Here is a 25,601-nt window from a genome sequence, read left to right as displayed (position 1 = left end):
GTTTGTAGTGCGGGCATCTTGCCCGCTATGGACGCACATCACGCCTGATGTAATTGGCTGTAAGTTTGTGTAATGGTTAGGAAAAAGGAATATCTGGCACGGGAGCAAGATGCTCCCACTGTTCTCGTGACAAAAATAATGACAATGCATGACCATTACAATGTACCATCACCGATATTTTTCATCATTCTCAACCTAAACCTGTAAAAAATTAAAATTCAAAATTTATATTTATATTTTTATTATGCAGATAAGCGATCGCTCTTCTCAATCTACTATTACAGAAAAACTCGATTTACCTGCTAGAGTGGCTTCGGTAAAACGGACTACTGGAGAAACTGATGTGACTGTTAGTCTTAATCTTGATGGTGTGGGCAATTGTAAGGCTAATACTGGGATTCCTTTTTTGGACCATATGTTGCATCAAATTTCTTCTCATGGATTGATTGATTTGGATGTCCATGCGGTGGGGGATATTGAAATTGATGACCATCATACTAATGAGGATGTGGGGATTACTTTGGGCCAGGCTTTAAAACAGGCTTTAGGCGATCGCAAGGGTATTGTCCGTTTTGGTCATTTTCTGGCTCCTTTGGATGAGGCATTGGTTCAGGTGGCCTTGGATTTTTCTGGTCGTCCACATTTGAGTTATGGTTTGGAAATGCCTACTCAACGGGTTGGTACTTATGATACTCAGTTGGTGCGGGAATTTTTTGTGGCTGTGGCTAATAATAGTTTGATGACTTTGCATATTCGCCAGTTGGCGGGAATTAATTCTCATCATATTATTGAGGCAGGGTTTAAAGCTTTTGCTCGTTCTCTACGGATGGCAACGGAAATTGACCCCAGGCGAGTTGGGGAAATTCCTAGTTCTAAGGGGGTTTTGTAGTTAATAATTTAGAATTTAGAATTTAGAATTTAGAATTGAGCAGAATGATCAAATAAGAATTTAGAATTTAGAATTTAGAATTTAGAATTTAGAATTGAGCAGAATGATCAAATAAGAATTTAGAATTTAGAATTTAGAATTTAGAATTTAGAATTGAGCAGAATGATAAAACCTGTGTAGTGGGGTCATCTTGCCCGCGAGGAAAGTAGTTTGTAGTGTGGGCATCTTGCCCGCGAAGAAAGGAGTCGGGAGTCAGGAGTCAGGAGTCAGGAGTCAGGAGAATCATAAAACCGTTGTAGTGCGGGCATCTTGCCCGCAAATAAAGGAGTTAGGAGCCAGAAATTAGAAGTTGATCAGAAAATACTTAACTATTCTTATGTGAGTTCTATTCCACCTACCTGAAAACCACTATACCCAAACACAAATGGGATTTATATCAGGTTGATTAATTAACCATAATACAAAAAGACGATATAGATAATTTAGTCATCTTTAGATTATTTAAGCTATTAGACAAGGATTAAAATTCTTGGCGAACTAGAGGAAAAATTTTTCTTGAGGTATAATTTATGTTAGATAATAATGTTTTTAAAACGATTATTAATGTTAGTAAATCTGCTGTTCCTCAAGCAGTAAATTTAGCTCTACGACAAGAAATTGTTGTCAAAATTTTCAAGGATTTAAAACTTGACCCTACACAACCTCCCGATAATGTTGATGGGGTTTATGTTTATGCTTTGATAGAATATGGCGTGGGTAAGGATGAGCCAATTCTTAAACTTTTGCGGGAAAAGGAAATAAAAAATGCTTTTTGGAGTGCCTATTCTGCTAATTCTCCTATTAGTTTCTTGAATGAAGTTGATAAATTTCTGAACTGGGAACTTAAGGACTGGAATACTTTGGGGAATGAAATAAAAGAATCAAGGATTGATATTCGGTCGGAATTAGAAGAGTTTGGTCAAGCTTTTATTCGTGTGGCGAAGCGGACTAAATCTTCAAAATTTAAGCTTTATCCAGAATTGAATTTAGACGAATATCCAGATTGGAATTTTGATGAATATCCGGCAGAGTTTAAGTCTTTAATTATGGAAAAAATTAAGGCTTTTTGTGGTCGGGAATTTGTGTTTGAGGAATTTGGGAATTTTATCAATCAAAATTCTAATGGCTATTTTACTGTGGTTGGGGATGCGGGGATGGGGAAAACTGCTATTGCTGCTAAATATGTTTATGACCATAAGCTTCCTTGTCATTTTAATGTTCGTGCTGATGGTCGTAATAAACCAGACTTTTTTCTCAAGAGTATCCGCAAACAATTGAGGAAACGCTACGAGTTGCAAAATGGCGATCGCGATGGTTTGTCTGCTTTGCTGCAAAAGGTTAGTGAAAATCTTGGGGGGGAAAAGTTGGTGATTGTTGTTGATGCTTTGGATGAGGTGGAGCAAACTGGAGGCGGTAATATTCTCAATTTTCCCACGACGCTCCCGGATGGGGTTTATTTTTTCTTGACTAGGCGACCTTATGAACGTGAGAACAAACGTTTGAGTGTTTCTCCTGGGGTGGGAATGACAGAATTAGATTTGAGGGCGAGTGAATATCAGGGTTTGAGTCGGGATGATGTGAAAGAATATATCGGTTTTATGTTGAATGAAGACCCAGACTATGGGGTTAAGTTGCAAAATTGGGTGCAAGAGCGGGATATTAAAAAGGAAGATTTTATTGAGCAGGTTGCAGACAAGAGTGAAAATAATTTCATGTATCTGCGTTATGTGTTACCGGATATTGCTAAGGGTTTTTATTCAGATTTGAGTTTGAGGGAGTTGCCTGATGGTTTGCAAGATTATTATCAACAACATTGGGTGCGGATGGGAATGGAGGATAAACCTCTGGAAAATAAGGTTATTGTTTTGTTTATTTTGGTGGAAAGTCGCACTGTTGTTTCTCTGGAGAGGATCGCCAATATTGCTGAACAGGATGAATATGATGTGGAAACTTTTCTCAAAGAATGGGTTGAATTTTTGAGTAAGCAGGAAAGTAATGGAAACACCTGCTACAGCATCTATCATGCTAGTTTTCTTGATTTTCTGAAAAGTAAAAGAGAATTGAAAGGAACTCGCAAGTTGTTTGAGGAAGTGAATGCACGGATAGCTAGTTCATATCCAGATATTTAATATCAAATCCGGATAATTACTATACCCAAGTCATTGCGACTGGAACGGAGTGGAAGGAAGCAATCTCGCGACACCCTTGAGATTGCTTCCTATCGTCGCAATGACAATTGTTCAAAAGGATTCTATATAAGGCTTTAGGTAGCATCGTGGGCAAATTTTCTGAATTTTTTAAATTACAAACTCCCGAGGATCAAGTTTTTTATCTGGGTAATATACAGAGTCTAATAGAGTCAGACTTAGAAAAGTATTACAAATACATGAGTAATTTTGACTTTCTATTAGAAAAAACTAAGCATCCTAACTTTGGTGTGCAGGCGTTAATTGAAGATTACGATCTGATTGAGGGTGACAACGAGAAAGTTAAAACTTTGAAATTAATTCAAGGAGCGTTGCGACTGTCAGCGCATATTTTGGTGAAAGATGCAAATGAATTAGCTGGACAACTATTAGCACGCTTACTATATTTTGATGCGCCAGAAATTAAAAATTTGTTGCAGCAAATTTCAGAAGCTAAAGATACTCGTTTGCTGAGTTTGACTCCTAGTTTAAATCCTCCTGATGGAAACTTAATATCTACCCTCAGTGGTCATCTTGACTCGGTAAATGCAGTTGCTGTCACACCAGACGGAAAATTTGTAGTTTCCGGTTCATCGGATCATACCGTTAAAAAATGGGATTTGAATACAGCGACAGAAGTTAAGACATTTACAGGTCATACTGCTCCGGTAAATGCAGTAGCTGTTACTCCAGATGGTAAAAAAGTAGTTTCTGGTGCTTATGATAATACTATTAGAGTCTGGAATTTAGAAACAGGTACAGAAATATTGACATTTAATGGTCATAGTTTACCCATAGTTGCTGTAGCGATTACTGTAGATGGTAAGAAAGTAGTTTCAGCATCAGTTGCTAATATTAATTCCATCAAGGTCTGGGATTTGGAAACTGGGAAAGAAGAGTTAACTTTAAAAGGTCATAAAAACTTAGTAAGAACTATTGCTATCACCAGATATGAGGTAATTTCTGGAGGGGATAGTGGAATTATCAAGTTTTGGAGTTTAAAAAATGGTAAGTTCCTTTCGCAACTTGATTGCTATAACTCTATCCGTTATTCAAAGCATCCTAAACCAGATGTATGTAAGATAGCAGCTACTTTTGATGGTAGTCTAGGGATTGCTGTTGACACTCATAACAACTTGATTCTTTGGAATGCAAAAACAAATCAGCATATCTATACAAAAGAATCGTTCTATGAGCCTAACAATTATACTAATTCAATAGTCGATCTTGCTTTGACACCTGATGGAACAAGATTTATTTCCGCTTCATGGGACAAAACTCTTAAAGTGTGGGAAACAAAATCTAGCAAGGAAATTTTAACTTTCACTGGTCATAATGACTCAATATATGCGGTGATAACGACCCCGGATTCTAAAAAATTAATTTCTGCTTCAAAAGACAAAACACTTAAAGTCTGGAATTTAGACTCAGTAGAAAAGAATATTCATGCTACTAATAATATATCTGTCAATGATGTAACTATCACCCCTGATGGAAAACAAGTATTGTTTGGTTTAAAAAATAATATTATTATGGCTTATAATTTAGCATCCATTGAGCAGATTAATAAATTTAATATTGATAAAAATAGGCATATGATACACAAATTTATATCTACAATAGAGCTTTTTTGGGCATGGGTAATTTTTATTTTATTGTTTTTTATTCTGGGAATTTTATTATTTTTTGCATCATTTATTTTATTATTTAAATTACTTCCAGAATTGATTGTATTAGTTGCAGATTTTTTTGGTTTGAGTGTTCCAAGACTTTTTGCTCTTTTTATGGTAAGTCCCTGTGTATTTATCTTTCAAAAACTTTTTTTAGAAGGAGGTAATACCAAAATTAAATCTAAAAATATCGCCAAATCTACTAAATATTCAGATACATATTCATATTTACTACTAGGCTTAAGCGAATTAGGTGAAAAGCAAATTATTGGTCTAGCTGCTACAACAGATAATCACGAGTTAATTTTTATAAGTAATATAAATATGATGTGGAGTCCTTATTTTCTTACAGTATGGAGTTTAAAAGAGAAAAACCGTATTTCTGATTTACGAACTCCTCTACAATTTATTCATGTTGTTTTATACGTTTTATGTATTTTAATATTTATTGTTAGTGTGTCATTTTTATTTGTGTCTCAAAAGATTTCTTTATTTGGGATATGTTCCATGTACATAATACTACTTCTAATTGTTCTATTTTTTTATGAATCTATAACAACAATATTAATCACTCCAAATAAAAAATATTTAATTTCTGGTTCAACTAAAGGTACTATTAACATTTGGAATTTGCAAAATAAAAAGTTACTTTTTGTTTTCAAAGGTCATTGGCAACAAGTAACTGCTCTAGCTATCACTCCAGACGGTAAATACTTAATTTCTGGCTCCAAAGGTAAAACTATTAAAATCTGGAATCTAGAAACTAGAAAGGAACTTTTCACTCTCAAAGGTCATGGAGATTCTATAAATACTATATCAGTAACACCAGATGGAAAACACTTAATTTCTGGCTCCCGCGATAAAACTATCAAAATTTGGAACCTTGAAAACAGAAAAGAAATTTTTACATTTACAGGTCACACTGACTCAATAAATTCAGTAAAAGTTACATCCGACGGTAAGCTTGTTATTTCTGCATCCTCAGATAAAACTATCCAGGTTTGGGAATTTAAAACTGGAACAGTAATTGCTAAATTTACTGGAGAAAGTGAAATAAATTGCTGTGCAGTTGCACCGGATGATGTGACAATCGTGGCAGGGGAAGAAGCAGGAAATATACATTTTCTCCGCCTTGAAGGAATGGAGGCATAACTTAAGTAGGTCATCCCAAACTCCTGAGATTGCTTCTCTACACTCCGTTCCGCTCGCAATGACTATTATAAACAACCAACCTCAACTTCTAACTCAAAGCACCCCCTACCCAACAATATTTCAACAATACATTCGACAAAAAACCGAAAATTATGTCGATCGCTCCCTCATCTCCACCACCATCAACAACTTCCTCCAAAACCACAACCACGGTTACTTCACTCTCATCGGTTCCCCCGGTAGCGGTAAAAGTGCCATCCTTGCCAACTACACCATCCAAAACCCCCAAACAGTTTATTACACTGCGGAAGTTGAGGGCAAAAACCGCGCTGACGAATTTCTCATAACCTTATGCACCCAACTCATCCAAAAAATAGACAACCAAAACCCCTCCCTTCCCGACAATGTTACGGAAGGCAGTTGGTATCTATCCCTATTACTCCAGAAAATTAGCGACAACCTGACAGCAGAGGAAAAATTAATCGTAGTTGTGGATGGATGCGACTACCTCGACCCCCAAAGTCAACCACGAGACTCCAATATATTCTACTTGCCCAGATATTTGCCGAAACAAGTCTATTTCCTCCTCGCTCGCAGACCATTTTTGAGAGCAAAGTCTGGTTTATTAATTGAAACTCCTGCCGAAACACTGAATTTAGAAGAATATCCAGAACAAAACCGGGAAGATGCACGAGCATATATTGAGCATTATTTGGCAATTCCGGGAGTGGGAGCAAATATTAAATCTTGGGTTGCTGAAAATTATTTGAGTGAGGCAGAGTTTTGTCGAGAGTTGGTGGTTGAGAGTGGGAATAATTTTATGTATTTGAGTTGGTTTTTGGGTGAGATCCCCCCTAACCCCCCTTGGGAAGAGGGGGACCGGAATTCTAACCTCTTTTTGGAAGGGAGGGAGACGACTGTAGGGGCGAATGGCATTCGCCCTTGGAAGGTTCCATGGAACGTCCTTACGGCAGATTTAGAGGAATATTATCAGGGTTTGTGGGAAAAAATGGGGGGTGAGGGTTTGTCAGAAATTGAGTTAGGAGTGTTGAAAGTGTTGGTTGAGGAAGAAGAAGCAGTTTCTGTGGAGGCGATCGCTCAATTTATAGATGTTGATGAATATGATGTGGAGGAAGTGCTGGAAAGTTGGGTAGAATTTTTACATCAGCAAGAAATTGGGGGAGAAATCTGTTATGGTCTGTATCATTGGAGTTTCTGTGACTTTTTGCGGCTTAGGATTTAGCATTCTCTAATGAATATCATGTCCTGATAATTAGCGATAGAACTCCGTTCCGCTTACGCGACCGAAAAAACTTCTCCCTTCAAATCTTTTTTCCCTTCTTTCTTCTGCCTTCCTTACTCATCAAGTCTCATTAATTAGCCATAATAAATTAGCTATCTCTAGTCATCTTTAGATGACTTCTGCTTTGATCCAAGAAATTTATTTCTTGGCGGATGACATAGCTCACCAAGGATTTAAATCCTTGGCTAATAGTTTAAGTCATCTTAAGATGACTCTTGAGGAGTATGCCATCTTTTTCATCTTTAGGACTTACGCAAAGGCACTATATATAGGGTCTGGACTATTGACTCAAGAATGGGCAAATATCAGGAACGGGAACGGGCAAGATGCTCATTCCATAAAACACAAAACTATTAAAATCATCCCACATTTGAGGGCGAATGCCATTCGCCCCTACATGGCTATTCCTGTGTAAAAAATGCTGGATAAACAAAGGCGAAAGCGGTGGAACTAGGAATAGTTGTACCATCGAATTCTTCAACAATAACTGTTTGCATTTGACTATCCCATTTAGCACGAATTTTTCGCCCATTAAATTCTACAGTTTTTTCTTTTAGTTGCTTAATTTCTGAGTGTAAAAACTGAACACTACTACCTGAAAAATAATTTTGAGGTGTTTCTCGGTCTGCTTCCCAAACATAGCTAATAATAGCTTTGGGATGTTGGTTGATTTTGTCTTGATTTCTGACTGGAAAAATCAACATTGTATCAGTATAGTAACTGCCGTAGGGATAGTTAAAATAGTCACGTTTATAACCTGTTTTTGTAGATAAAATTTTACTATTAGGATGTGCTGCTAACCAATTTTTTAAAGTAGTTTTAATGGCAGAAATTCTATTCAAATTACTGTTAACATTCCGACCAAGAACACCAATAGCCCAAGGTTGAGAATAAAGAGTATCATTAGAGCGGTCGTACATAACTAAACAACTTTGATAAAGTTTGCCAGAAACTCCATAAGTTGTATTGCCACGTTCAAATGCGATTATCGTGTCACAAAGAGGGCAATAAGAAACAGTAATGTTCATTGCTCCTACTGTATCATTAACAATTTCATGCCAATTCATAATGCCAAAAGGATAAGCAACTGCTTCACCGTTTATTTCTATACCAATTACTGTTTCATTACTGGAAAAAGGTGTTGTTGTGGCTGTATCAAATTTCGGATTATCAATAGAAGGAATACCATCTTGTGGCGGTCCGCCATTCAAAAGTTCAGCTAAATTAATTCGACTATATTTCTGAGGATCGAGATTTTGTGCTTGAATATCTTGGAGTTCTATATCTTGATTATTTAGATATTGTGTGAGATAAAAATAGCGTAGTTTAAAGTTATCCCAGCTACCTGCTTGTATGACTATAGAAGTCAATCCCAAGCTAGCAAATAAAGCAGTATTGAGGATGATTTTAGCTAGTTTTTTCATAATTCAATAAGGAAGGAAGAAGGAAGAAGTAAGAAGGAAGAAGGAAGAAGGAAGAAGGAAGAAGGAAGAAGGAAGAAGGAAGAAGGAAGAAGTAATATCGTCCGCTTGAATACTTATATTTTGGTGGAAGGAAGGCAGAGAGATTTTTTCCAATTGTGACTTTATTCTATACACAAACGATGCTACCGGATATGATATAAGAAGGAAAAATTTTGCATTGTCTGAGTTTTAAGCTTTTTATATGTCAAATACAGTAATAACGACTGCTATAATCTTTTTAACAGTTTCGTTTATTGATATTGGAGTTTAAATATTTTCTTGAGAATTATCAGGATTTTTTACCTTACTTTATTTTGTCAAATTACAATATTTTCAATTTTAAGAATGGTGTATATACCTTAAATTAAACTGAGTTAAAAATGAAGTTAAGATAAATAATTAGATTATGTCAATTTGAATACTTATAAATAAATGTTCAACAATTAATAATTGACAATTACTTCTTCTGAAAATGGATAGGATTGGTGAAAAGTATTTTTTATCTTTATTTCTTCTTCAAAGAAGAGGCTTTAAACCTTAATTACTAGGTAATCTTATTTTTTTCCAATTGGTATTACACTTTTTGAAAGTCGTTTATCTAATCAACTCGCATCTATCTAGATATAAAAGTAATAGATCGATCTAAAAATGGATTTGTTATTTTTGTCTTTTGTCAAATAATATCAAATCCATTTAATTAGCTATAAAAACATTCTCCTTCTTCACCATTACCTAATCTTTATAACTGTTTTCTATCCTGAGATTATTTCCAGATAATTAGTGATAGAAAACTTTCTTCTTCTCTTCCTCTTTCTTCCCTCCTGACTCCTGTACGTCGCCAATCCGACGGCTCCCCTACCTGACTCCTGACTCCTACCTTAAAAATATTTATACCGATATTACCGAATTATTAATAATTAATAATTAGTAATTAAATAATTCTGGTTTAAAGCCTCCCCTTTTAAGGGGAAAAAAGCGGTCGAGGGATGGATGGGTTTCCTAACCATATCCAATCGACCAAGAGAAGAAATAATATTTCCTTATATTCAATTCCGTAGCGGTTTTAACCAGAGGTAATTATCAATTATCCATTATCAATTATCAATTAATGAACGGACTTGATATTACATCATATCCCTTTCAAATTCAAATTCAGACATTGGTTTTTCTCCTTCCTGTTTCTGTTCTCGAACTAAAGGAATTAAATAATTATGAGCTAATTGATAGCTATCTTCTGGTAAATCTGGCAGCAATAAAACTAATCCTCGAGCAACTAATACATCTAAAACTAAATCTAGTTTATTGGCTTCCATTAATAATTCTGATGCTAATTCAGCACGAGTTTTTAGCGGGCGAGTACCATGTTCATTTGTTAATAAGTATAAGACAGATATTGCTGTTCGTCCGTTCAGAAAACCACAATCTTTTATTACTCCATCTATAAAGTTCATTGTAAGTTTTTGGATGGGATTATTTCCTAATTTATGATATGCTTCAATAGTTGTAATTGCTTCTTCTTGAAGTCCAGTGCCTACTACTTGCAATTCCATCGGACTTACTGTATTATCTGCTGAACTTAAATCTTTTACTACTTGAGAAATTAAATCTGGCTCCCAATTTAATTGAGCAGGTTCAATTAAGTTTTTGATAATTTCTTGACTATGATTTGGATCAAAATTACTTATGTAGTAAAGAATTTCCTTAGATAAAATTTGATAGTTAATTACTGCTTCTAAGTTTGTCAGGCGATCGCATTCTAATAAGTAATGTAAGTAATCTGTTTGGATAGATAAAACTACTTTGACAAAATTCAAGCTTAAACATTCATATAAAAATTGATAAAGTGGTAGTCTTTGAGCTGGTTTGGGACAGACAGTAAATAACTCTTCAAACTGGTCTAAAATTAATACTTTTAAATTATTTTTTTGATGTTTTTTACGCAATGTTTCTAGTACATATTCTAGATTCCAAGTTGCAGAGTCAGAATTTCTCATCCAATCTGTATAAACTCGTAGTAGTATGGGTGAAATTGCTTGATTATCTTCTGAATTTTCTGCGAGTAGAGTAGGTATTAACCCAGAATTAATTAAAGAACTTTTACCCACACCAGAGACACCATGTATAACTATTAGTTTATGGTTCTGGCTTTTGATTCTTGCCACTAAATTATTCACGTCTTCTAGACGACCGGAAACTTTAATTTCTCTAGGAATTATCGGACTATTATCAGAGTTTTGTTGTGGTTGTAATGGATTTATTCCCATAAAAGCCTTTAATCCATATTGATGCTCAACTCGTAATTGTTCTTCTTTGATTCTGGCAGATTTTCCATATTGGTCTTGGTCAAAATAAAGCTTTTTTAATGCTTTTAGTATGGAAATATAAGAGTGTAAATCATGATGGGGGCTTGTTTGTCGTCGCGCTTTTTCTAGTTGATTAACAGTAGCTTGCCACTCTTCTAAATTATTTTGAGATTCATTTAAAATTGAGAAATAAGAATTCTGATATTGTGCAATTTCTAGAGGATTTGCCATAGATTGATTTTGAATGGCAACTGCTAATTCTGCTAATTGACTAGCATGGTCCCATTTTGACTCGTGCATTGCTGCCTCAGCCAAAAATCCGTAATCTTGAGCAATTTCCTCTTCTGTACCGTAAGTTAAATGTAGTTCTAAAGCGCGTTGAGCAAGCTTGTATAAATCGCTCCATGCTTCTAATTTTTTTAGAACTTCACCTTGCTGAATGATAAATTTAGCTACTAATTCTTGTCGGTCTATTTGAGCAAATAAATCTAAGCTTTGCTGAAAATTATTTTGTGCTTGTTGCCAATAATTCTTTTTTTGTTCTACTGGAATGTTTAAATTGCCTTGATGATCGTAACATAATCCGATATAAAAGAGGACAATTCCTATTTTTTCTAATCTTTCATTGATTTGTTGAGTGACTGCTTCTCCTGGTAAAACTTTTGTACTTTTTCCCCAGATTAATAGGCTATTTTTAAATTTATTTAATGCTTGCTCTATTTGATGATTAGCATACTCTTCTCTAGCAATAATAAAATCTATGTTGGCAATGTGTAATGGTAATATTTGCTGTTTTTTATAATTACTATATAACTGTTTAATTGCTGCTTTTAGTTGTTTACTCTCTGTGGTATTCAGAATATTTGAATGGCTTTTAAATTGAATAATATGAGAATCTAAAAGATTAGAAAAAATTTTACTGGTACAGTCTTCAATTACACTAATAGCTGTAGTATAAATAAGTTGAGCTACATTTTTTGCTTGGTATTTGTCAGTCATAGCTAAGATTTTTAATTTTTACTAATAGGCCAAAGAGTCTGAATTGATCTTTTTCAATTATGGGAATTAGTTTTAATTTTAATTCATTCTAACACTTGTCAGGATTATAAGTAATATCATGTCCGGTTGAATACTTATAAATAATGATGAAGGAGTCAGTCCTCAGGAGTCAGTCCTCAGGAGGGAAGAAGAAGGAAGTTTTTTATCACCCTATTAAACGGACATGATATAAATATCAAATTTTGTAGAGGAGGGAGGAAAAGTTTGTAGAAATCAAAGGTGAGCTAAGGGTAAAAGTAACTTACTTTCTACTAAACCACTTTCTTGTAAATTTAACTCCAGCTCTCCTCCCATTTGTTGAATTACTCGCCGACAGATAATTAAATGCTTGCCTGGAGGTGAAACCAAGGGAGAAGGTTCTAATACATCTGGGATAGAAGCGGAGTTAAATTCTGTAATTAATTTTGAGCTAATCTTACCTGCATCAAGAATAGAAATTTCTAGCCATTCTTCATCTAAAGTTTGGCATTTAATATCGATTTTTCCTCCTGTTTGAGAACGACTACAGGCACTAATCAAAAGCTCGTAAACAACTAATTCTAATTTAATAATATCTCCATAAATATTCAAATTTCCTTCCCGATGGACTTCTAATTGCAGTTGTCTTTTTTTTACTTGGGAATCAATGCGAATGAGCGATCGCCTTAACAAATTAGCTACAGAGACAACATCAAAATTTGCTTGTAAACGCCATTTTTCTTGTTTCAATAATGAAGTAGTAGACGATAACACATTCCCAATTTGCCTTAGTAATTGCTGATAACGTAGATTTGTCAATACATTTTTTTGTTGGACCGGATTTTCTGATGGAGTATAATGCAATTCACTTAACTGTTTAAAACCAGAACCCACAGTACGGTAAAGTTCTTCTAAACGCCTTTGTTTATACCAATTCAACCACTCTAGTTCCTCTCGCTGAGATTCCAAAGTAGTCTTTACTATTAAATAGCGACGCGACCATGCAAACTGATTAACCAAATGAGTCAATAAATTTTTCAGAGTTTCAGTAGGAGAATGTGGTTGTGGCAGTTCTGTTTTTTGCCATAAAATTTTGTGAGGGTCTGCAATTAACAATATACCAGTCGGTTGATGTTCAATAGCAGTACGCAAAGCAGTTGCTACGACCTGACCGCTATCAAGAATATTGAGCCACCGTAAAGTTTTTGCTGGTACATCACTCACACTCAGATGCAACCAACCATTTGTAGAAATTATTTGTTGAATCCAAGAATCAGTACGAACTGGAATCGAAATTTTGTCAGTGCTAGTAATATGACACTCAGGATAACTATAGCTCATAACTCTACCTGCTTGTGATAATGGATACCAGGTAATTAAAGCAACTAGGGGAATAGTTTGCGGGTTAATCTCTGCTATTGCCACAATTGCTTGAGCAATAAATTCGAGAAACTTTCCTTCTAGACGGTCTAGGGATAAATTTCCTAATACACTCAGTTCTCCAACTGGTTCCAAATTTTTCACTTCTTGCAATAATAAGGAGTTGGAAGAGTTAATCAATACTTTTGTTGAATTTGCAAGTATTGTGGTTGGTTGTAAAGTAGTTAAACCAGACTGAAGATATTGCGTATATTGCTGCTGCTTGTTTATGAGCTGATTAATATGTCTTTGATGCAGGAGAAAACCTAACTGTTGACTGGCAATTTGCACTAATTCTCGTTCATTGCGATTCCAGGTGCGAGGGGTTTCATAACCAATAATTACGAGTCCTTCGGGTTGGTTATATCGATCGCCTTGATTCTTTGTAATAGATTCTTCTTGTTCCTTTTTCCCAGCTCCTATTGTGCTGCACAACAGAAGAGAACGTACTCCAAGTTTCTCAAAATCTTCCTGCCAAGCATTTAATATATGACTTTCTGACCAATTTTCAATTCCTACTACTTCAGTGTTTTGTCCTAGCAAGGTCATATCTTCCTTACTGAGGGGGGGTAGAGAAGTTTTGACTGTTCGACTTTGAGTAGAATGATTTTGATAAACAACTTCAAACTGCCCTCTGTTGCGGATTGCTAACATAAAATATTTAGCACCTAAGCGCTGAGATATTTTTTCTGCCGTTGTTTTTAGGGTTTTGTGCCAATCATCATCACCGTAAATAGCGCGAGTGATACCTGCAGTTAAAGTCTGGTCTAGTTTAGCTTGACGAATTTTGTCCTGCATTTCTGAGAGGGGAGAAGTTAAAGCTAGCAGTTGACCTACCCCTTGCAAATAGTTTTTTTCATCATCTTGCCATGGACGGTTGTGTTGTTCTTCTACAGCAATAAATCCTAATAGTTCGTCTTCTAAGATAATTGGTGCTGCTAATACAGAAGCAGCTCTAATTTGTCGGATTAATCTGCGAGTAATATCGCTGTCTACAGAAGTGTAATATTCTCCAATGCAAACAATTTGTCCTGCTAATAGTACATGATAGAATTTACCTAAATCTTGCAATGTAATACCAGAAGCAGGACGTTTAAAGTCGCTCCATTCTACTATTACTTGATGATTACTCGCACGACGCCAAAAATAGCGTCCATTAGGATAATACCAGTAAATATTTGTGCGGGATGGCTGTAAAAATTGATGAGTTATTTCTGCAACTGTTTCGAGGCGTTGATCTAAAGTCGTTAATTTTCCTAGTTGAGATAGTAATGAGAGTATTGGTTCATCAGATCGTTTTGCTTGTTGATGTTGCCATTCTTTTTCTATTTTTTGTAATGTTTGCCCTAGTTCACCCCAGATTAAAGATAGTAGTGCTTTTTCTTCTGATTCTAAAGAGCTTCCCCACTCTTGTGAACCCATTAACGCAATACCAAAACATTTTTCTTTGTAATGTATGGGAAAGAAAATTGTACCTTTAATATGATATGTTTGTGCTATTTTTACCCATTCTCCAACTTGCTTTTCTGCCCTTAAGTCAGAAACTTTAATTGCTTTTCTTTCCATGAATACTTGTTCTAATATATCTCCATGACTTATGGTGAATTTTTGTTTTAGAGCAGAAATTTCACCATTGGGAGTAATTCCACCTTTGCCTACTATTTTATTTGCTAATCTGTCGTACAAACATACCCAAATCAAACAACAATCAAATTCTGACTGAAGATAATTTATAACTTTTTTCATGAGGAAATCTAAATCTTCTTCTTCTCTAATTGCTCTAATTATACTTTCTAAAGCAATCAGATTATTATGATTTTTTTCGGCTTCATTTTTTTTGAACATCGATGGATAATCCTGATTATTTAATAGTTATTTTGAGAAGAAAAGAAATAAATTATAGTATGTCAGCTTAATTAGTTAGCTAGTGGTCAAAAACTTTCTATTCCTATGGTCTCTTACTTTATTTCTGCCCTCATAACCCATATTCGGCACCTCCTATTACTGTTTATTTATCAGCATTCAACTGGACATCATATTCTCAATATTTTTGACTAATAAGTATTAATTTTTTGTTCGCTAAATCTGTAAATACGATTTAATATCAATTTTAGATAAGCCGTTATCAATAAAATATTTTGTTTTTGCTGATGAGAAAGAGAGATTGTATGAAATTCTCCTGTTGAGACCTTGCATATCTCTACTCTTACTGCTGTTTCCTTTATTTATCAGTAGTATTCCAGCTAACTCGATCTAAATGATATATTGATGATCGAGAATTAATTAGTGTGCTTTGATTAAAAAGAGTCTTGTCATTCCAAGATTATACCTTATACCTTATAAAAATTTGAGTTTTCATTTTTAGTTTTTAATTGTCAACTACTATTTAGAATCAAGTGTTAAATATTTATCGCTCTGTCATACTTCCGACTCTATTTTCTGGATTAAAAGCTGATCCAGAATGGGTACATCATCAAGTCCTAAATATTCTCAGTTTTATGGATACTAACTCCTCCAGTAAACTAACTAGTGGGTTGCAGGCAATAATGCAAAAATCTTTATGTTTTGAGGATATTCGCCTAGAACAAACTTTATGGGGATTAAACTTTAAAAATCCCGTGGGTTTAGCCGCAGGATTTGATAAAGATGGTGTGGCCATTAATGGCTGGCCTCAATTAGGTTTTGGGTTTGCTGAACTTGGTACAGTTACTCTTCATGAACAACAGGGAAATCCTCAACCAAGATTATTTCGTTTGCCAATGGATCGAGCTGTTTTGAATAGAATGGGATTTAATAATCAAGGTGCTGCTGCTTTAGCTATGAGATTACAATCTCAAGGAAAAAATATTCCAGAGGCTCTCAGATTACAGGAGAATAATTATTCTTTTTATCCGAATTTTTTTCCTTATGGTATAAATATTGGTAAATCCAAGATAACCTCTTTAGAGGCAGCAGCAACAGATTATTTAGGTAGTTTTAAGTTGTTAAAAGATTGGGGTGATTATTTTGTAGTCAATGTTTCTTCTCCTAATACTCCAGGGCTACGTTCCTTGCAAAATGCTGAAAATTTAAGTAACATTTTAGCGGATTTACAAGCAGAAAATCAAGGTATTAAGCCAATTTTAGTTAAGATTGCACCAGATTTAGAAAAAGAAGCGATCGCTTCAATACTAGACCTAATTAAACAATATCAAATCTCTGGAATTATTGCCACTAATACAACTATTTCCCGTGATGAATTAAAAACTAAAATTATTGCCAAAACTGGTAAACTTGTCAGTGAAGAAGCAGGTGGAATTAGTGGCGCACCATTAACTCAAAGATCGACGGAAATAATAAAATTTATCTGGCAAGAAACTCAAGGAAAATTACCAATTATTGGTGTAGGGGGTATATTTACTGTAGAAGATGCTTGGGATAAAATTACTGCGGGGGCAAGTCTAATTCAAGTTTACACAGGATGGGTATATCAAGGACCAGGAATGGTCAAACAAATTCTCCAAGGATTACTGCAAAAGTTAGATGAAAGAGGATTAAATTCTATTTCTGAAGCAATTGGTTTGGCACACAAAGGGAATAGGGATTAGGGAGTGTGGGGGGTGTGGGGAGTGTGGGGGGTGTGGGGAGTGTGGGGAGGGTGGGGAGGGTGGGGAGTGTGGGAAGTGTGGGGAGGGTGGGAAGTGTGGGAAGTGTGGGGAGTGTGGGGGGTGTGGGGAGTGTGGGGAGGGTGGGGAGTGTGGGAAGTGTGGGGAGTGTGGGAAGTGTGGGGAGTGTGGGGAGGGTGGGGAGTGTGGGGAGGGTGGGGAGTGTGGGAAGTGTGGGGAGGGTGGGGAGTGTGGGAAGTGTGGGTAGTGTGGGGAGGGTGGGGAGTGTGGGAGGAATAATTGTGCTTGTATCTTTCTATCTATGCTTGCTATGCTTGTATGCCTTTTTATCCTAACTTTTTGGTCACTCCAGCTGAAAATTTTGCACTTTTTTTTTGCTCAAAAAAGGCTAATATCATGTTCGGACGGGTAAGTTATAATAAAATTTAAGGACTCCGGGTACCGACAGTACCAAAGAAATACTGAAATTATCAATGCTTTTCTCCAATATTTTCTATGTATTCCTCCTTTCTTCCCTCCTGCTTTCTTCCCTCCTGCTTTCTTCCCTCCTGACTCCTGACTCCTCACAACAGTTATTTATAAGTATTCAACCGAACATGATATAAAACCTTTATCGGTCAGTGCTTTAATATTTGATCGGCAAACCTTACTTAAATTCTCAGAATTTGATATAAAACCTACCACCTAAAACCTAAAACCTAAAACCTAATTCTTAATTATGTTACCTAAATTATTTTTACTCAATCAACGCTTAATTTTTCTAGTCTTAATATTAACAATGCTACTAATTCCTCTAGCTTTAAACGTTTATGTCAGAATAGCGACAAGCAAATATCGATACAAAAACCCGGAAGATGTGCCAGAGCAACCTATTGCTATAGTTTTTGGGGCAGGAGTATGGGAAGATGGTACTCCCACACCAATGTTAGCTGACCGAGTACAAGGAGCTGTTAACTTGTACAAAACTGGTAGTGTTAAAAAAATTTTGATGACTGGTGACAATGGTACTCCTGATTATAATGAAGTGAAAGCAATGCAAGAATATGCAATTTCCCGTGGTGTATTTGTTGATGATATTACTTTAGATTATGCTGGTTTCAGTACTTATGAAAGTTGTTATCGTGCTAAAGAAATATTTGGCATTACCCAAGCAGTTTTAGTAACTCAACGTTATCATTTACCTCGTGCGGTTTATACCTGTCGTCAACTGGGAGTAGATGCTACAGGTTTAGGTACACCAGATTGGGGAAAGTTTAGAAATGATTCTATGAGACGTTATTCTCTCCGCGAACTTTTGGCAGTCTTAAAAGCATTGTTAGAAGTTCATATTACTCGCCCTCGCCCTACTTTTTTAGGACCTTTTGAGGGAATTAGTTAAGAATTTAGAATTTAGAATTTAGAATTTAGAATTGGGAATTAGGCATTTAGAAGTAAGCACTTCCTCCGGAATGCTGCGCAAACAGTCGTCAGCTATTAGCCATTAGCTTCAGACTTTCCAGATTAATTTTAATAGGAGAAAAAAATGGTTCTTTATCTTGATTCAGCAATAGTAACAGAAGCTAGAGTTGCCAGTAAATTTGGTTGGATATCTGGTGTGACAACTAACCCTACTTTGTTAGTAAAAAGCGATCTGTCTCCAGAAGCTACATTAAAGGAACTTTCAGAAATTGTTTCTGGAGAATTATATTACCAACTTACTGCTACTCATTTTGATGACATGATGGCAGAAGCGAAAGCTGCATCGAAATTAATTGGTCATAAAATAGTTCTGAAAATTCCGGCAACTGCGACTGGTTTTCAAGTGCTATCTCATTTGTCTCGAGAAATTAGCTGTTCTGTAACTGGAATATATCATCCCTCTCAAGCAGTAGTAGCTGTAGAAGGGGGTGCTAAATATGCGATCGCTTATGTTAATCGGGCAACAAGACTATTGGGAGATGGTTTAAAGTTGGTACGAGAAATGGCGGAGGTAGTGCAGGGTAGCGGTACAGAAATTTTAGCAGCAAGTGTAAAATCTCCTGATGAAGCTGTGGCCACTTTATTAGCAGGTGCTAATCATCTGACATTACCATTTCCAGTTTTGCAAGCAATGACGACCCAGGAATTATCAGAGCAAACTTTTAAAGAGTTTAATGAAAAAGGTAAGGGAATTATGTATTAATTGGCGATTAGAAGATATTTGTAGGAGGAAGCTGAAATTGAAGCATTACATAAATACGGGATGATTTTAATAGTTTTGTGTTTTGTGGAATGGGCATCTTGCCCGTTCCTAATATTTTGCCGTTCCTAATATTTTGCCGTTCCTAATATTTTGCCGTTCCTAATATTTTGCCGTTCCTAATATTTTGCCGTTCCTAATATTTTGCCGTTCCTAATATTTTGCCGTTCCTAATATTTTCAGGTAGGCATCCTGACTACCCTACTTATATTCATCCCACCCCTAAGCGTCGTATTATGGAAAGAATAAATTATTCTTAACTTATCCAAGATATTCTCACCCAACATTCAGTCAATCATGGAAAAAATAGCACAGAAATTCAACTTCTCTTTGACACAAAACGCCATCATTACCAAGTCTTAAATATAGGCTGGAAAGAACAAAAAAGAATCTATGGTGTGATTATTCATGTTGACTTAAGAGATAATAAAATATGGATTCAAAGAGATGGAACAGAAATCGGAATTGCTAATCAATTAATAACTGCTGGAGTTCCTCAAAAAGATATTTTCTTAGGATTTCATGCTCCATATAAACGTAGTTTAACCGAATTTGCTATTAATTAATAATGATTACTTTAGGTATCTAGATTTGTATCTACTGGATGTTTTTCTTCAAGTTAAATATTTTTTTATCAGATTTAATTGTAGTTATATTCAAAGTCTTGCTAACCATTTTTCTAATACTAAGTCAATTAATGAGTCTAGAGATTTGTAATAATCTAAAACGTTAGGTTTGAATTCTGTTCCTATTCTGGCTTCCCACAGTTTTTTATGATAATTAAATAGTATAATATCTTCGCAGGTGAGAGATTTTGAGTGTTTAATATATCTAAGAATTTTATTAACCTCCTTAATATATTGATTGGTTGTACTTTTTTTTATTGGTAAACTGCAGATATATTTACCAAGTATAAATTGATAAAAATCTCCTCCTCTTTCAATTGCTTCTATTAATTTTTGAATGCTCCTTTTATGTCGATTAATTTCTGTTCCTATTCCACTTGAAACATAACCTTCAATCAAAGCTTTATCTTGCCAATCTGTCCAAATTCTTGCTCTACCAATTCTTGAACTTTCACCACCTTTATATGGCAGCCAAAGAAACAATATTATTTCATCTTTATAAGAACAAAATTCAGCACAAAATTTACTACTTTTGCCACTACCACTTCCGTATTTAATACTGCCAGCAGAAGCAAATTCCTGAATTTTAGGATTAAACCTCAAAATTTTCTGTCGAATCCTAAAAATCTTTTCTTGCTGTGGAGAATCACAATTATTTACAAGTTTCAAAAGTGCTGTAGGTGGAGTAGGTAAATCTAAATCATTTTCTAATTCTTGATATGGAATAATTGTCTTTGAAATCTTCCCATTATCGACATCTTTCAAACTGAGATAAAACTTATCCTCATTTTCAATCACAGAAAACTCTAGAAACTGAAAATCAAGAGTATGATATTTTCTATCTGTAAAATTATCTCGATGAAAATTAGGAGTAATTGCTATTAATCTTACAGGTTGCTGATAATCTACTTTCTCACTAAAAGGTTGCTCGCCTAATAAAGCATCATAATAACGAGTCAACTGTTGAACTATTCCCTTATCCTCAACATTTTTTAATTCTAAAATTACTAAATTTTTATGACTATCGACTGCCAAAATATCGCATCTTTGATTATTAACAATATATTGTCTGTCTAAGACATTTAAACCGAGTAATTTTTCCAAATTTTCATAAAGAAAATCCTCTAAAATTTCTTCACTGACAAATTCCCAACCAGAACCGGTTTTGATTAAAGATGCGTTGGTTAACATATTTAATTGAATCTAAAATTTTGAGGTAATTATTGTTCTAACTTTCTTTCCGATAATGCAATATTCCCCATTGAATTAAGCCACTTTTACCCATTTCACAACAATCTAATAACCGTTGCTTTTTTTTATTAAAAAATTCTTGACTCCATAGCTGTTCTTCAGCTTGATTTTTTTGCAATAGTTGTAAATAGTTTAGGGAAATATTTTCTGTTAATTCAATAACTTGAACTTCATACATTCCAATTTCCTTGGCAACTTTTCTATACTCGTCTATATGCAAGAAATATACTTTGTGAATTCCTCCTGTATACCAGTTCATTAACCTGATTCACGTCTGTGTCTGAAGGGCGATCGCCACTGAAGAAATAGGTACAAGCCAAAAATTCACCGCCTTTGACTAAAACTCGATGTGCTTCCCTAAAAGCTTGTAATTGAGTATCACTGTAGAAAAAAGAATCTTGTGCCCAAGCTGCATTAAATGTAGAGTCAGGAAAGGGTAAATTTTCAAAACTACCTTGGTATACATTAATTAGATTGCTAAATTTTTGTTCTTGATTACGTTCAATATTAATCGCATTTTGCTCTTCGCTGAGATTCAAACAAGATACTTGACAACCATACTTTTCAGCTAAGTATCTTGCTGATCCACCATACCCAGAACCTAAATCAAGCAAGTGACTATTACTGTCTATTTTTAATAGAGATGCCATGTATTCTGTAGTTCGCTTCTTAGCTATATGCAAATCTTCATCAGGATGTTCAAATATGCCACAATGAGTATGTTTTCCTGATACTCTTTGGTAAAACAAATCTATATCTTTGCTATTAAAGTAACCTTGATTAAAGCTATCAATTACTGAAAAATTTGACATTAGTTTATTGAGAATTTAGAATTTAGAATTAAAAAAGGTAAATTTACCAATTCTTCATTCTGAATTCTTCATTCTGAATTATACTTTGTTACCGTTTTAACTTATTACCACGAATCCCTTCTTGGAGAAGTTTACTAACAACTCCTTTGTCTGGAAAGAAACTATTTCTATCCAGGGATATTTGCTGAGGATTAGGAGAACATTTTTTCATTTCTTCTAAAAGTAATTCTGCCCTTTAAGTGAGAAAAATTTGTATAAAGATACATTCCTGCTGGTGGGACAAAACTTGCGGGCCGATGATTAAACACTCAAAGTCTTTGCAATTCAATTTAGGGTTAGAGTTGCCTATATTAGTTTCCTAGAGTTACACTAACTAAAACTATCTAGTCAAGACTTAAAAAAACTTATGGGCTACTATTACCTAATTTTATCTACAATTTAAGCTAAGAAGCATATTTATCGACAAATCCTTGTAAACCAGAGTTATAACCTTGTCCGACAGCTTGGAATCTCCAATCATTATCTTTGCGATAAAGTCTGCCAAATTCTAGAGCTGTTTCTCGTGAAAAATCTTCTTCTAATTCATATTTAGCTACTTCTTCTTCGGTGGTAATATCGTAGATTCTAATAAAAGAATTTCTAACTTGTCCAAAGTTTTGTCTCCTGGCATCTGCTTCATGGATAGTCACTACAAAAATTATTTCTTGAATGGCTGGATTTACTTTTGTTAAATCAATTTCTATTAGTTCATCATCTCCAGAACCTTCTCCTGTTCTACTATCTCCTGAATGTTTAACTGAACTATCTGGTGAGATGAGATTATTGTAGAAAACAAAGTATTTTTCTTCAGGAATTTTTCCATTAGCTCCTAACATAAATACAGAAGCATCTAAGTCAAATGCTGACCCTGTGTCTGTAGTATTTACATCCCATCCCAAGCCAATACCTGCTTGCTTCAAATTGGGAGATTCTTTGGAAAGATTTACTCTTTCACCTTTGCTGAGATTAATAGACATAATTTACCTCTTGCGTAATTTTGTTTGCTCATTTATATTATACAGTAAATACTATTGATAAAAATTAGTATATTAGGTGATCAACTGAGTCTTTAACTATTTTGGGTTTGGCGATATTCATTTGTTGATATAATATTAATTTTCCAGTATTTTTTACCGGATAATTAAGGTTTAAAGCCTCTGTTTTAAAGCAGAAATAAATCAACAAAAAACTCTGTTCGCCAATCCTAATATAGCAGAATACAGAAGGAAGAGGGCGTTTAGTTATCTACAACATAAGGAAGAATAAAAAAGGAAAAATCTGGCGTTTTCTAAGTTTTAAGCTGTTGATATGCCAAATAAAGTCATGGCGATCGCTATAATTTTTAGGAGATGTATCAGGAGATGTCTAATGATTAATGATTAATTGTTGAATTACTTATATGCTTCTACTCCCTGATTAACAAATTGTAAAGTAAAAGCTTCTTGATAATTAGTATCTGGCTTAATTATTTCTGCTTCTACTACACTATCAAAGAACAATTTCCAGCGTTCGTCTGTCATAGCACCGATACCTTTTGTGGAAGCATCTCCAGAAATAATAATACCATATTTTTTCATTTTTTCTAAACTATAAGCTAATAAATCATCTTTCATTTCTGGGTTATCTTTTTTAATTAATTGATTTGCCGGTTCAGGATTTTCTAAATAACTATACCAACCTTTGATAGAAGCATGGACAAATCTCTCGACTAAATCGGGATTTTTTTCTAACATTTCTTTTGTTGTTTCTATAGTAGTCGCATAAGGTTTATAGCCAGCATCTGCTAATAACATAACTACTGGTTCAAAGCCTCCTTTTTGCTGGATTGTGAAAGGTTCAGATGTCAGATAACCTTGCTGAATTACATTTTTATCTACTAAAAACGGAACTACACTAGAATTATAAGGACGTCTCTGGTCATCTTGATAACCAAACTTAGTTTTGAGAAATTGCCAATAGCCTTTTTCAGCTAAAGATGATACTAAAATTGGCTTGTTTTTTAGTTGTTCTAAAGAGTCATTTCCTACTCCTGGATGAGCAATTAATACTTGAGGGTCTTTTTGGAAAATAGCTGCAACTGTAATGGTAGGAATTCCAGCTTCTACAGAGCGAATTGCTTCTAGACTAGACCCCATAAAAAAGTCAATTCCTCCCCCTACTAATAGCTGAGTTCCATTTACTTGAGCATTTCCCATTCTAATAGTAACTTCTAAACCATAATCTTCATAAATTCCTGTAGCAATTGCTTGATAAAAACCTCCATGTTCTGCTTGAGCATACCAATTAGTTCCATAGGTTACTGTGTCAAGATTTTTATTATTTTTAGCAGTAGAGTTGGAGTTATTAGGAGTAGCACAACTTGTTAATATGCTGGTACTAATAGCGAGGCTACTATACTGAATAAATTGACGACGATTAATATAATTCATTTTTTTCAGTTAACAGTTAAAAGTTATCAGTTTTCAGTAGCTGATAGCTGACGGCTGAATACTTACGACTAATATTTATTTAAATACTAATCTAAGAAGTCACATTATATGACTATATAAATGTTCATTTGAGTTATAGGATATTATACATTATAGGCGATACTTATGTAATATAATTTCACATTATTTTCGCAATGCTAAATCTGCTTGAAGTTGTTTTTTGTTGAATTATGCTATGCTGATTTTCATCAAAACAAATAATATAATTATTATCTTAAAGTTAAGAAAAAATGGCAAAGCATAAACATATTGTATTAACATCTCATCCCGGTCCTGCCGACAAAAAACCAATTTCCGTGCAGTGGGGCGCTCAAGACCCCATAGAGCGAGGACCTGTAATAGGGTCTTTGAGTAATCCTAACCATCGTAATGTGATTGGTACTCACTCTGGTTCCTATGGTGTTTATCGTGCTTTGGCGATCGCTTCTGGTAAACTACAATCAAGTCACCGTGCTGATTTAACAAATACTGCTCCAGCAGAACGCATTGGACCTCATCCGAGTTGGCATGACCCCGATAAAATTGTCTGTCTCGATCCTTTGGGGGCAGTGGTGGAAGAAGTATTTGCATCTTAACTATGAACAAGGATATGATATCCGACCTACTATTGCAGTGACGAAGGCAAATATTAATATGCCAGAATTACAGGATGCTGTTGCTAGGGGTGTATTGAAAGTTGATGGCAATATTGTTAAAGATAATGGTAATTTATTGGTAACAAAAGCAGCGATCGACCCGGTTTGGTATTTGCCTGGGGTAGCAAAACGACTAAATGTGGAAGAAAGTGACTTGCGTCGGGTGTTGTTTCAACAAATGGGTGGAATGTTTCCGGAGTTGGTAACGCGCCCAGATTTACATTTGTTTTTGCCTCCTATTGGTGGTACTACTGTATATATCATTAGACATCTCCGAAAATAACCAAAGTCCTACTATCACTACCTTTAGAATCGCGATAGCGTACGCTTAACCGGAGGTTATCGCAAAATCGCAAAGGTAGTTACTTTGTACACCAGAATAGGTGTTTGAGATACTTACTATTAATAACTAGCAGAAAAATAGTATCTATATAAACAAATTTATCTTGCCATCTTAGCGCTTATTTCACATCTATAAAATAACT

At 35.0% G+C, this 25,601-nt stretch carries 21 protein-coding genes; 12 read left to right on the top strand and 9 right to left on the bottom strand.

Translation table 11 applies throughout. The features are described from left to right. Nucleotides 1–244: 244 nt before the first annotated feature. From hisB to F6K23_RS32745, 5 genes are all read left to right on the top strand, one after another. Entirely contained in the window at nucleotides 245–889 is a 645-nt protein-coding gene (gene hisB, locus F6K23_RS32765) for an imidazoleglycerol-phosphate dehydratase HisB (protein ID WP_293164035.1), read from the top strand. Between the two features lie 569 nt (nucleotides 890–1,458). Further along, on the top strand, nucleotides 1,459–3,057 hold the full coding sequence (locus F6K23_RS32760; protein WP_293164032.1) for an NACHT domain protein: 1,599 nt from the start codon (nucleotides 1,459–1,461) through the stop codon (nucleotides 3,055–3,057). Between the two features lie 257 nt (nucleotides 3,058–3,314). After that, the gene (locus F6K23_RS32755) at nucleotides 3,315–5,936 is read left to right on the top strand and encodes a WD40 repeat domain-containing protein (RefSeq protein ID WP_293164029.1); all 2,622 of its coding nucleotides are present in this window, start codon (nucleotides 3,315–3,317) and stop codon (nucleotides 5,934–5,936) included. A gap of 58 nt (nucleotides 5,937–5,994) precedes the next feature. Beyond that, on the top strand, nucleotides 5,995–7,179 hold the full coding sequence (locus F6K23_RS32750) for an AAA family ATPase (RefSeq protein WP_293164026.1): 1,185 nt from the start codon (nucleotides 5,995–5,997) through the stop codon (nucleotides 7,177–7,179). A 172-nt stretch (nucleotides 7,180–7,351) separates the two neighbouring features. Next, complete coding sequence (locus F6K23_RS32745) at nucleotides 7,352–7,654, top strand: hypothetical protein (RefSeq protein ID WP_293164024.1); 303 nt, start codon at nucleotides 7,352–7,354, stop codon at nucleotides 7,652–7,654. Here F6K23_RS32745 and F6K23_RS32740 read toward each other — a convergent pair. The 3 genes from F6K23_RS32740 to F6K23_RS32730 form a co-directional block, all read right to left on the bottom strand. Next, nucleotides 7,641–8,663: a DUF3179 domain-containing protein gene (locus F6K23_RS32740; protein ID WP_293164022.1), complete on the bottom strand. Its 1,023-nt coding sequence runs from the start codon at nucleotides 8,661–8,663 to the stop codon at nucleotides 7,641–7,643. The genes F6K23_RS32745 and F6K23_RS32740 overlap by 14 nt on opposite strands. Nucleotides 8,664–9,826: 1,163 nt before the next feature. Beyond that, nucleotides 9,827–12,004: a hypothetical protein gene (locus F6K23_RS32735; RefSeq protein ID WP_293164020.1), complete on the bottom strand. Its 2,178-nt coding sequence runs from the start codon at nucleotides 12,002–12,004 to the stop codon at nucleotides 9,827–9,829. A 273-nt stretch (nucleotides 12,005–12,277) separates the two neighbouring features. Beyond that, the gene (locus F6K23_RS32730) at nucleotides 12,278–15,286 is read right to left on the bottom strand and encodes a GAF domain-containing protein (RefSeq protein WP_293164017.1); all 3,009 of its coding nucleotides are present in this window, start codon (nucleotides 15,284–15,286) and stop codon (nucleotides 12,278–12,280) included. Nucleotides 15,287–15,837: 551 nt separating this feature from the next. Here F6K23_RS32730 and F6K23_RS32725 point away from each other — a divergent pair. From F6K23_RS32725 to F6K23_RS32705, 5 genes are all read left to right on the top strand, one after another. After that, nucleotides 15,838–17,028, top strand: coding sequence for a quinone-dependent dihydroorotate dehydrogenase (locus F6K23_RS32725; RefSeq protein WP_293164014.1), 1,191 nt, complete (start codon nucleotides 15,838–15,840; stop codon nucleotides 17,026–17,028). A 3-nt stretch (nucleotides 17,029–17,031) separates the two neighbouring features. Then, nucleotides 17,032–17,325, top strand: coding sequence for a hypothetical protein (locus F6K23_RS32720; protein ID WP_293164013.1), 294 nt, complete (start codon nucleotides 17,032–17,034; stop codon nucleotides 17,323–17,325). 439 nt (nucleotides 17,326–17,764) lie between these two features. After that, entirely contained in the window at nucleotides 17,765–18,424 is a 660-nt protein-coding gene (locus F6K23_RS32715) for a vancomycin high temperature exclusion protein (protein WP_293164011.1), read from the top strand. A gap of 144 nt (nucleotides 18,425–18,568) precedes the next feature. Then, complete coding sequence (locus F6K23_RS32710) at nucleotides 18,569–19,207, top strand: transaldolase family protein (RefSeq protein ID WP_293164007.1); 639 nt, start codon at nucleotides 18,569–18,571, stop codon at nucleotides 19,205–19,207. Nucleotides 19,208–19,527: 320 nt separating this feature from the next. Next, nucleotides 19,528–19,830 (top strand): XisI protein, encoded by a 303-nt coding sequence (locus F6K23_RS32705; RefSeq protein WP_293164066.1) that lies wholly within the window; start codon nucleotides 19,528–19,530, stop codon nucleotides 19,828–19,830. Nucleotides 19,831–19,920: 90 nt separating this feature from the next. Here F6K23_RS32705 and F6K23_RS32700 read toward each other — a convergent pair whose 3' ends face one another. The 6 genes from F6K23_RS32700 to F6K23_RS32675 form a co-directional block, all read right to left on the bottom strand. Beyond that, nucleotides 19,921–21,081 carry an endonuclease NucS domain-containing protein gene (locus F6K23_RS32700; protein WP_293164005.1) on the bottom strand — a complete coding sequence of 387 codons (1,161 nt, stop codon included), beginning with the start codon at nucleotides 21,079–21,081 and terminating at the stop codon, nucleotides 19,921–19,923. A gap of 37 nt (nucleotides 21,082–21,118) precedes the next feature. After that, nucleotides 21,119–21,319, bottom strand: coding sequence for a hypothetical protein (locus F6K23_RS32695; RefSeq protein WP_293164003.1), 201 nt, complete (start codon nucleotides 21,317–21,319; stop codon nucleotides 21,119–21,121). Between the two features lie 22 nt (nucleotides 21,320–21,341). Further along, nucleotides 21,342–21,953, bottom strand: a complete 612-nt coding sequence (locus tag F6K23_RS32690; RefSeq protein ID WP_293164001.1) for a cyclopropane-fatty-acyl-phospholipid synthase family protein — start codon at nucleotides 21,951–21,953, stop codon at nucleotides 21,342–21,344. 88 nt (nucleotides 21,954–22,041) lie between these two features. After that, complete coding sequence (locus F6K23_RS32685) at nucleotides 22,042–22,164, bottom strand: hypothetical protein (protein ID WP_293163999.1); 123 nt, start codon at nucleotides 22,162–22,164, stop codon at nucleotides 22,042–22,044. A gap of 232 nt (nucleotides 22,165–22,396) precedes the next feature. Continuing rightward, the gene (locus F6K23_RS32680; protein WP_293163996.1) at nucleotides 22,397–22,969 is read right to left on the bottom strand and encodes a TerD family protein; all 573 of its coding nucleotides are present in this window, start codon (nucleotides 22,967–22,969) and stop codon (nucleotides 22,397–22,399) included. Nucleotides 22,970–23,383: 414 nt separating this feature from the next. After that, nucleotides 23,384–24,421 carry an ABC transporter substrate-binding protein gene (locus tag F6K23_RS32675; protein ID WP_293163993.1) on the bottom strand — a complete coding sequence of 346 codons (1,038 nt, stop codon included), beginning with the start codon at nucleotides 24,419–24,421 and terminating at the stop codon, nucleotides 23,384–23,386. Nucleotides 24,422–24,711: 290 nt separating this feature from the next. On the opposite strand from F6K23_RS32675, the gene F6K23_RS32670 reads away from it, so the two are divergent. Then, complete coding sequence (locus tag F6K23_RS32670) at nucleotides 24,712–25,056, top strand: hypothetical protein (protein ID WP_293163990.1); 345 nt, start codon at nucleotides 24,712–24,714, stop codon at nucleotides 25,054–25,056. After that, the gene (locus tag F6K23_RS32665) at nucleotides 25,046–25,399 is read left to right on the top strand and encodes a hypothetical protein (protein WP_293163987.1); all 354 of its coding nucleotides are present in this window, start codon (nucleotides 25,046–25,048) and stop codon (nucleotides 25,397–25,399) included. Before F6K23_RS32670 ends, F6K23_RS32665 begins: the two co-directional genes overlap by 11 nt. The last annotated feature ends 202 nt before the right edge of the window (nucleotides 25,400–25,601 follow it).

The organism is Okeania sp. SIO2C9 (assembly GCF_010672455.1).
GTDB lineage: Bacteria > Cyanobacteriota > Cyanobacteriia > Cyanobacteriales > Microcoleaceae > Okeania.
Note: the sequence above shows the minus strand (reverse complement) of the source record. Positions and strands in the feature narration are given on the sequence as shown.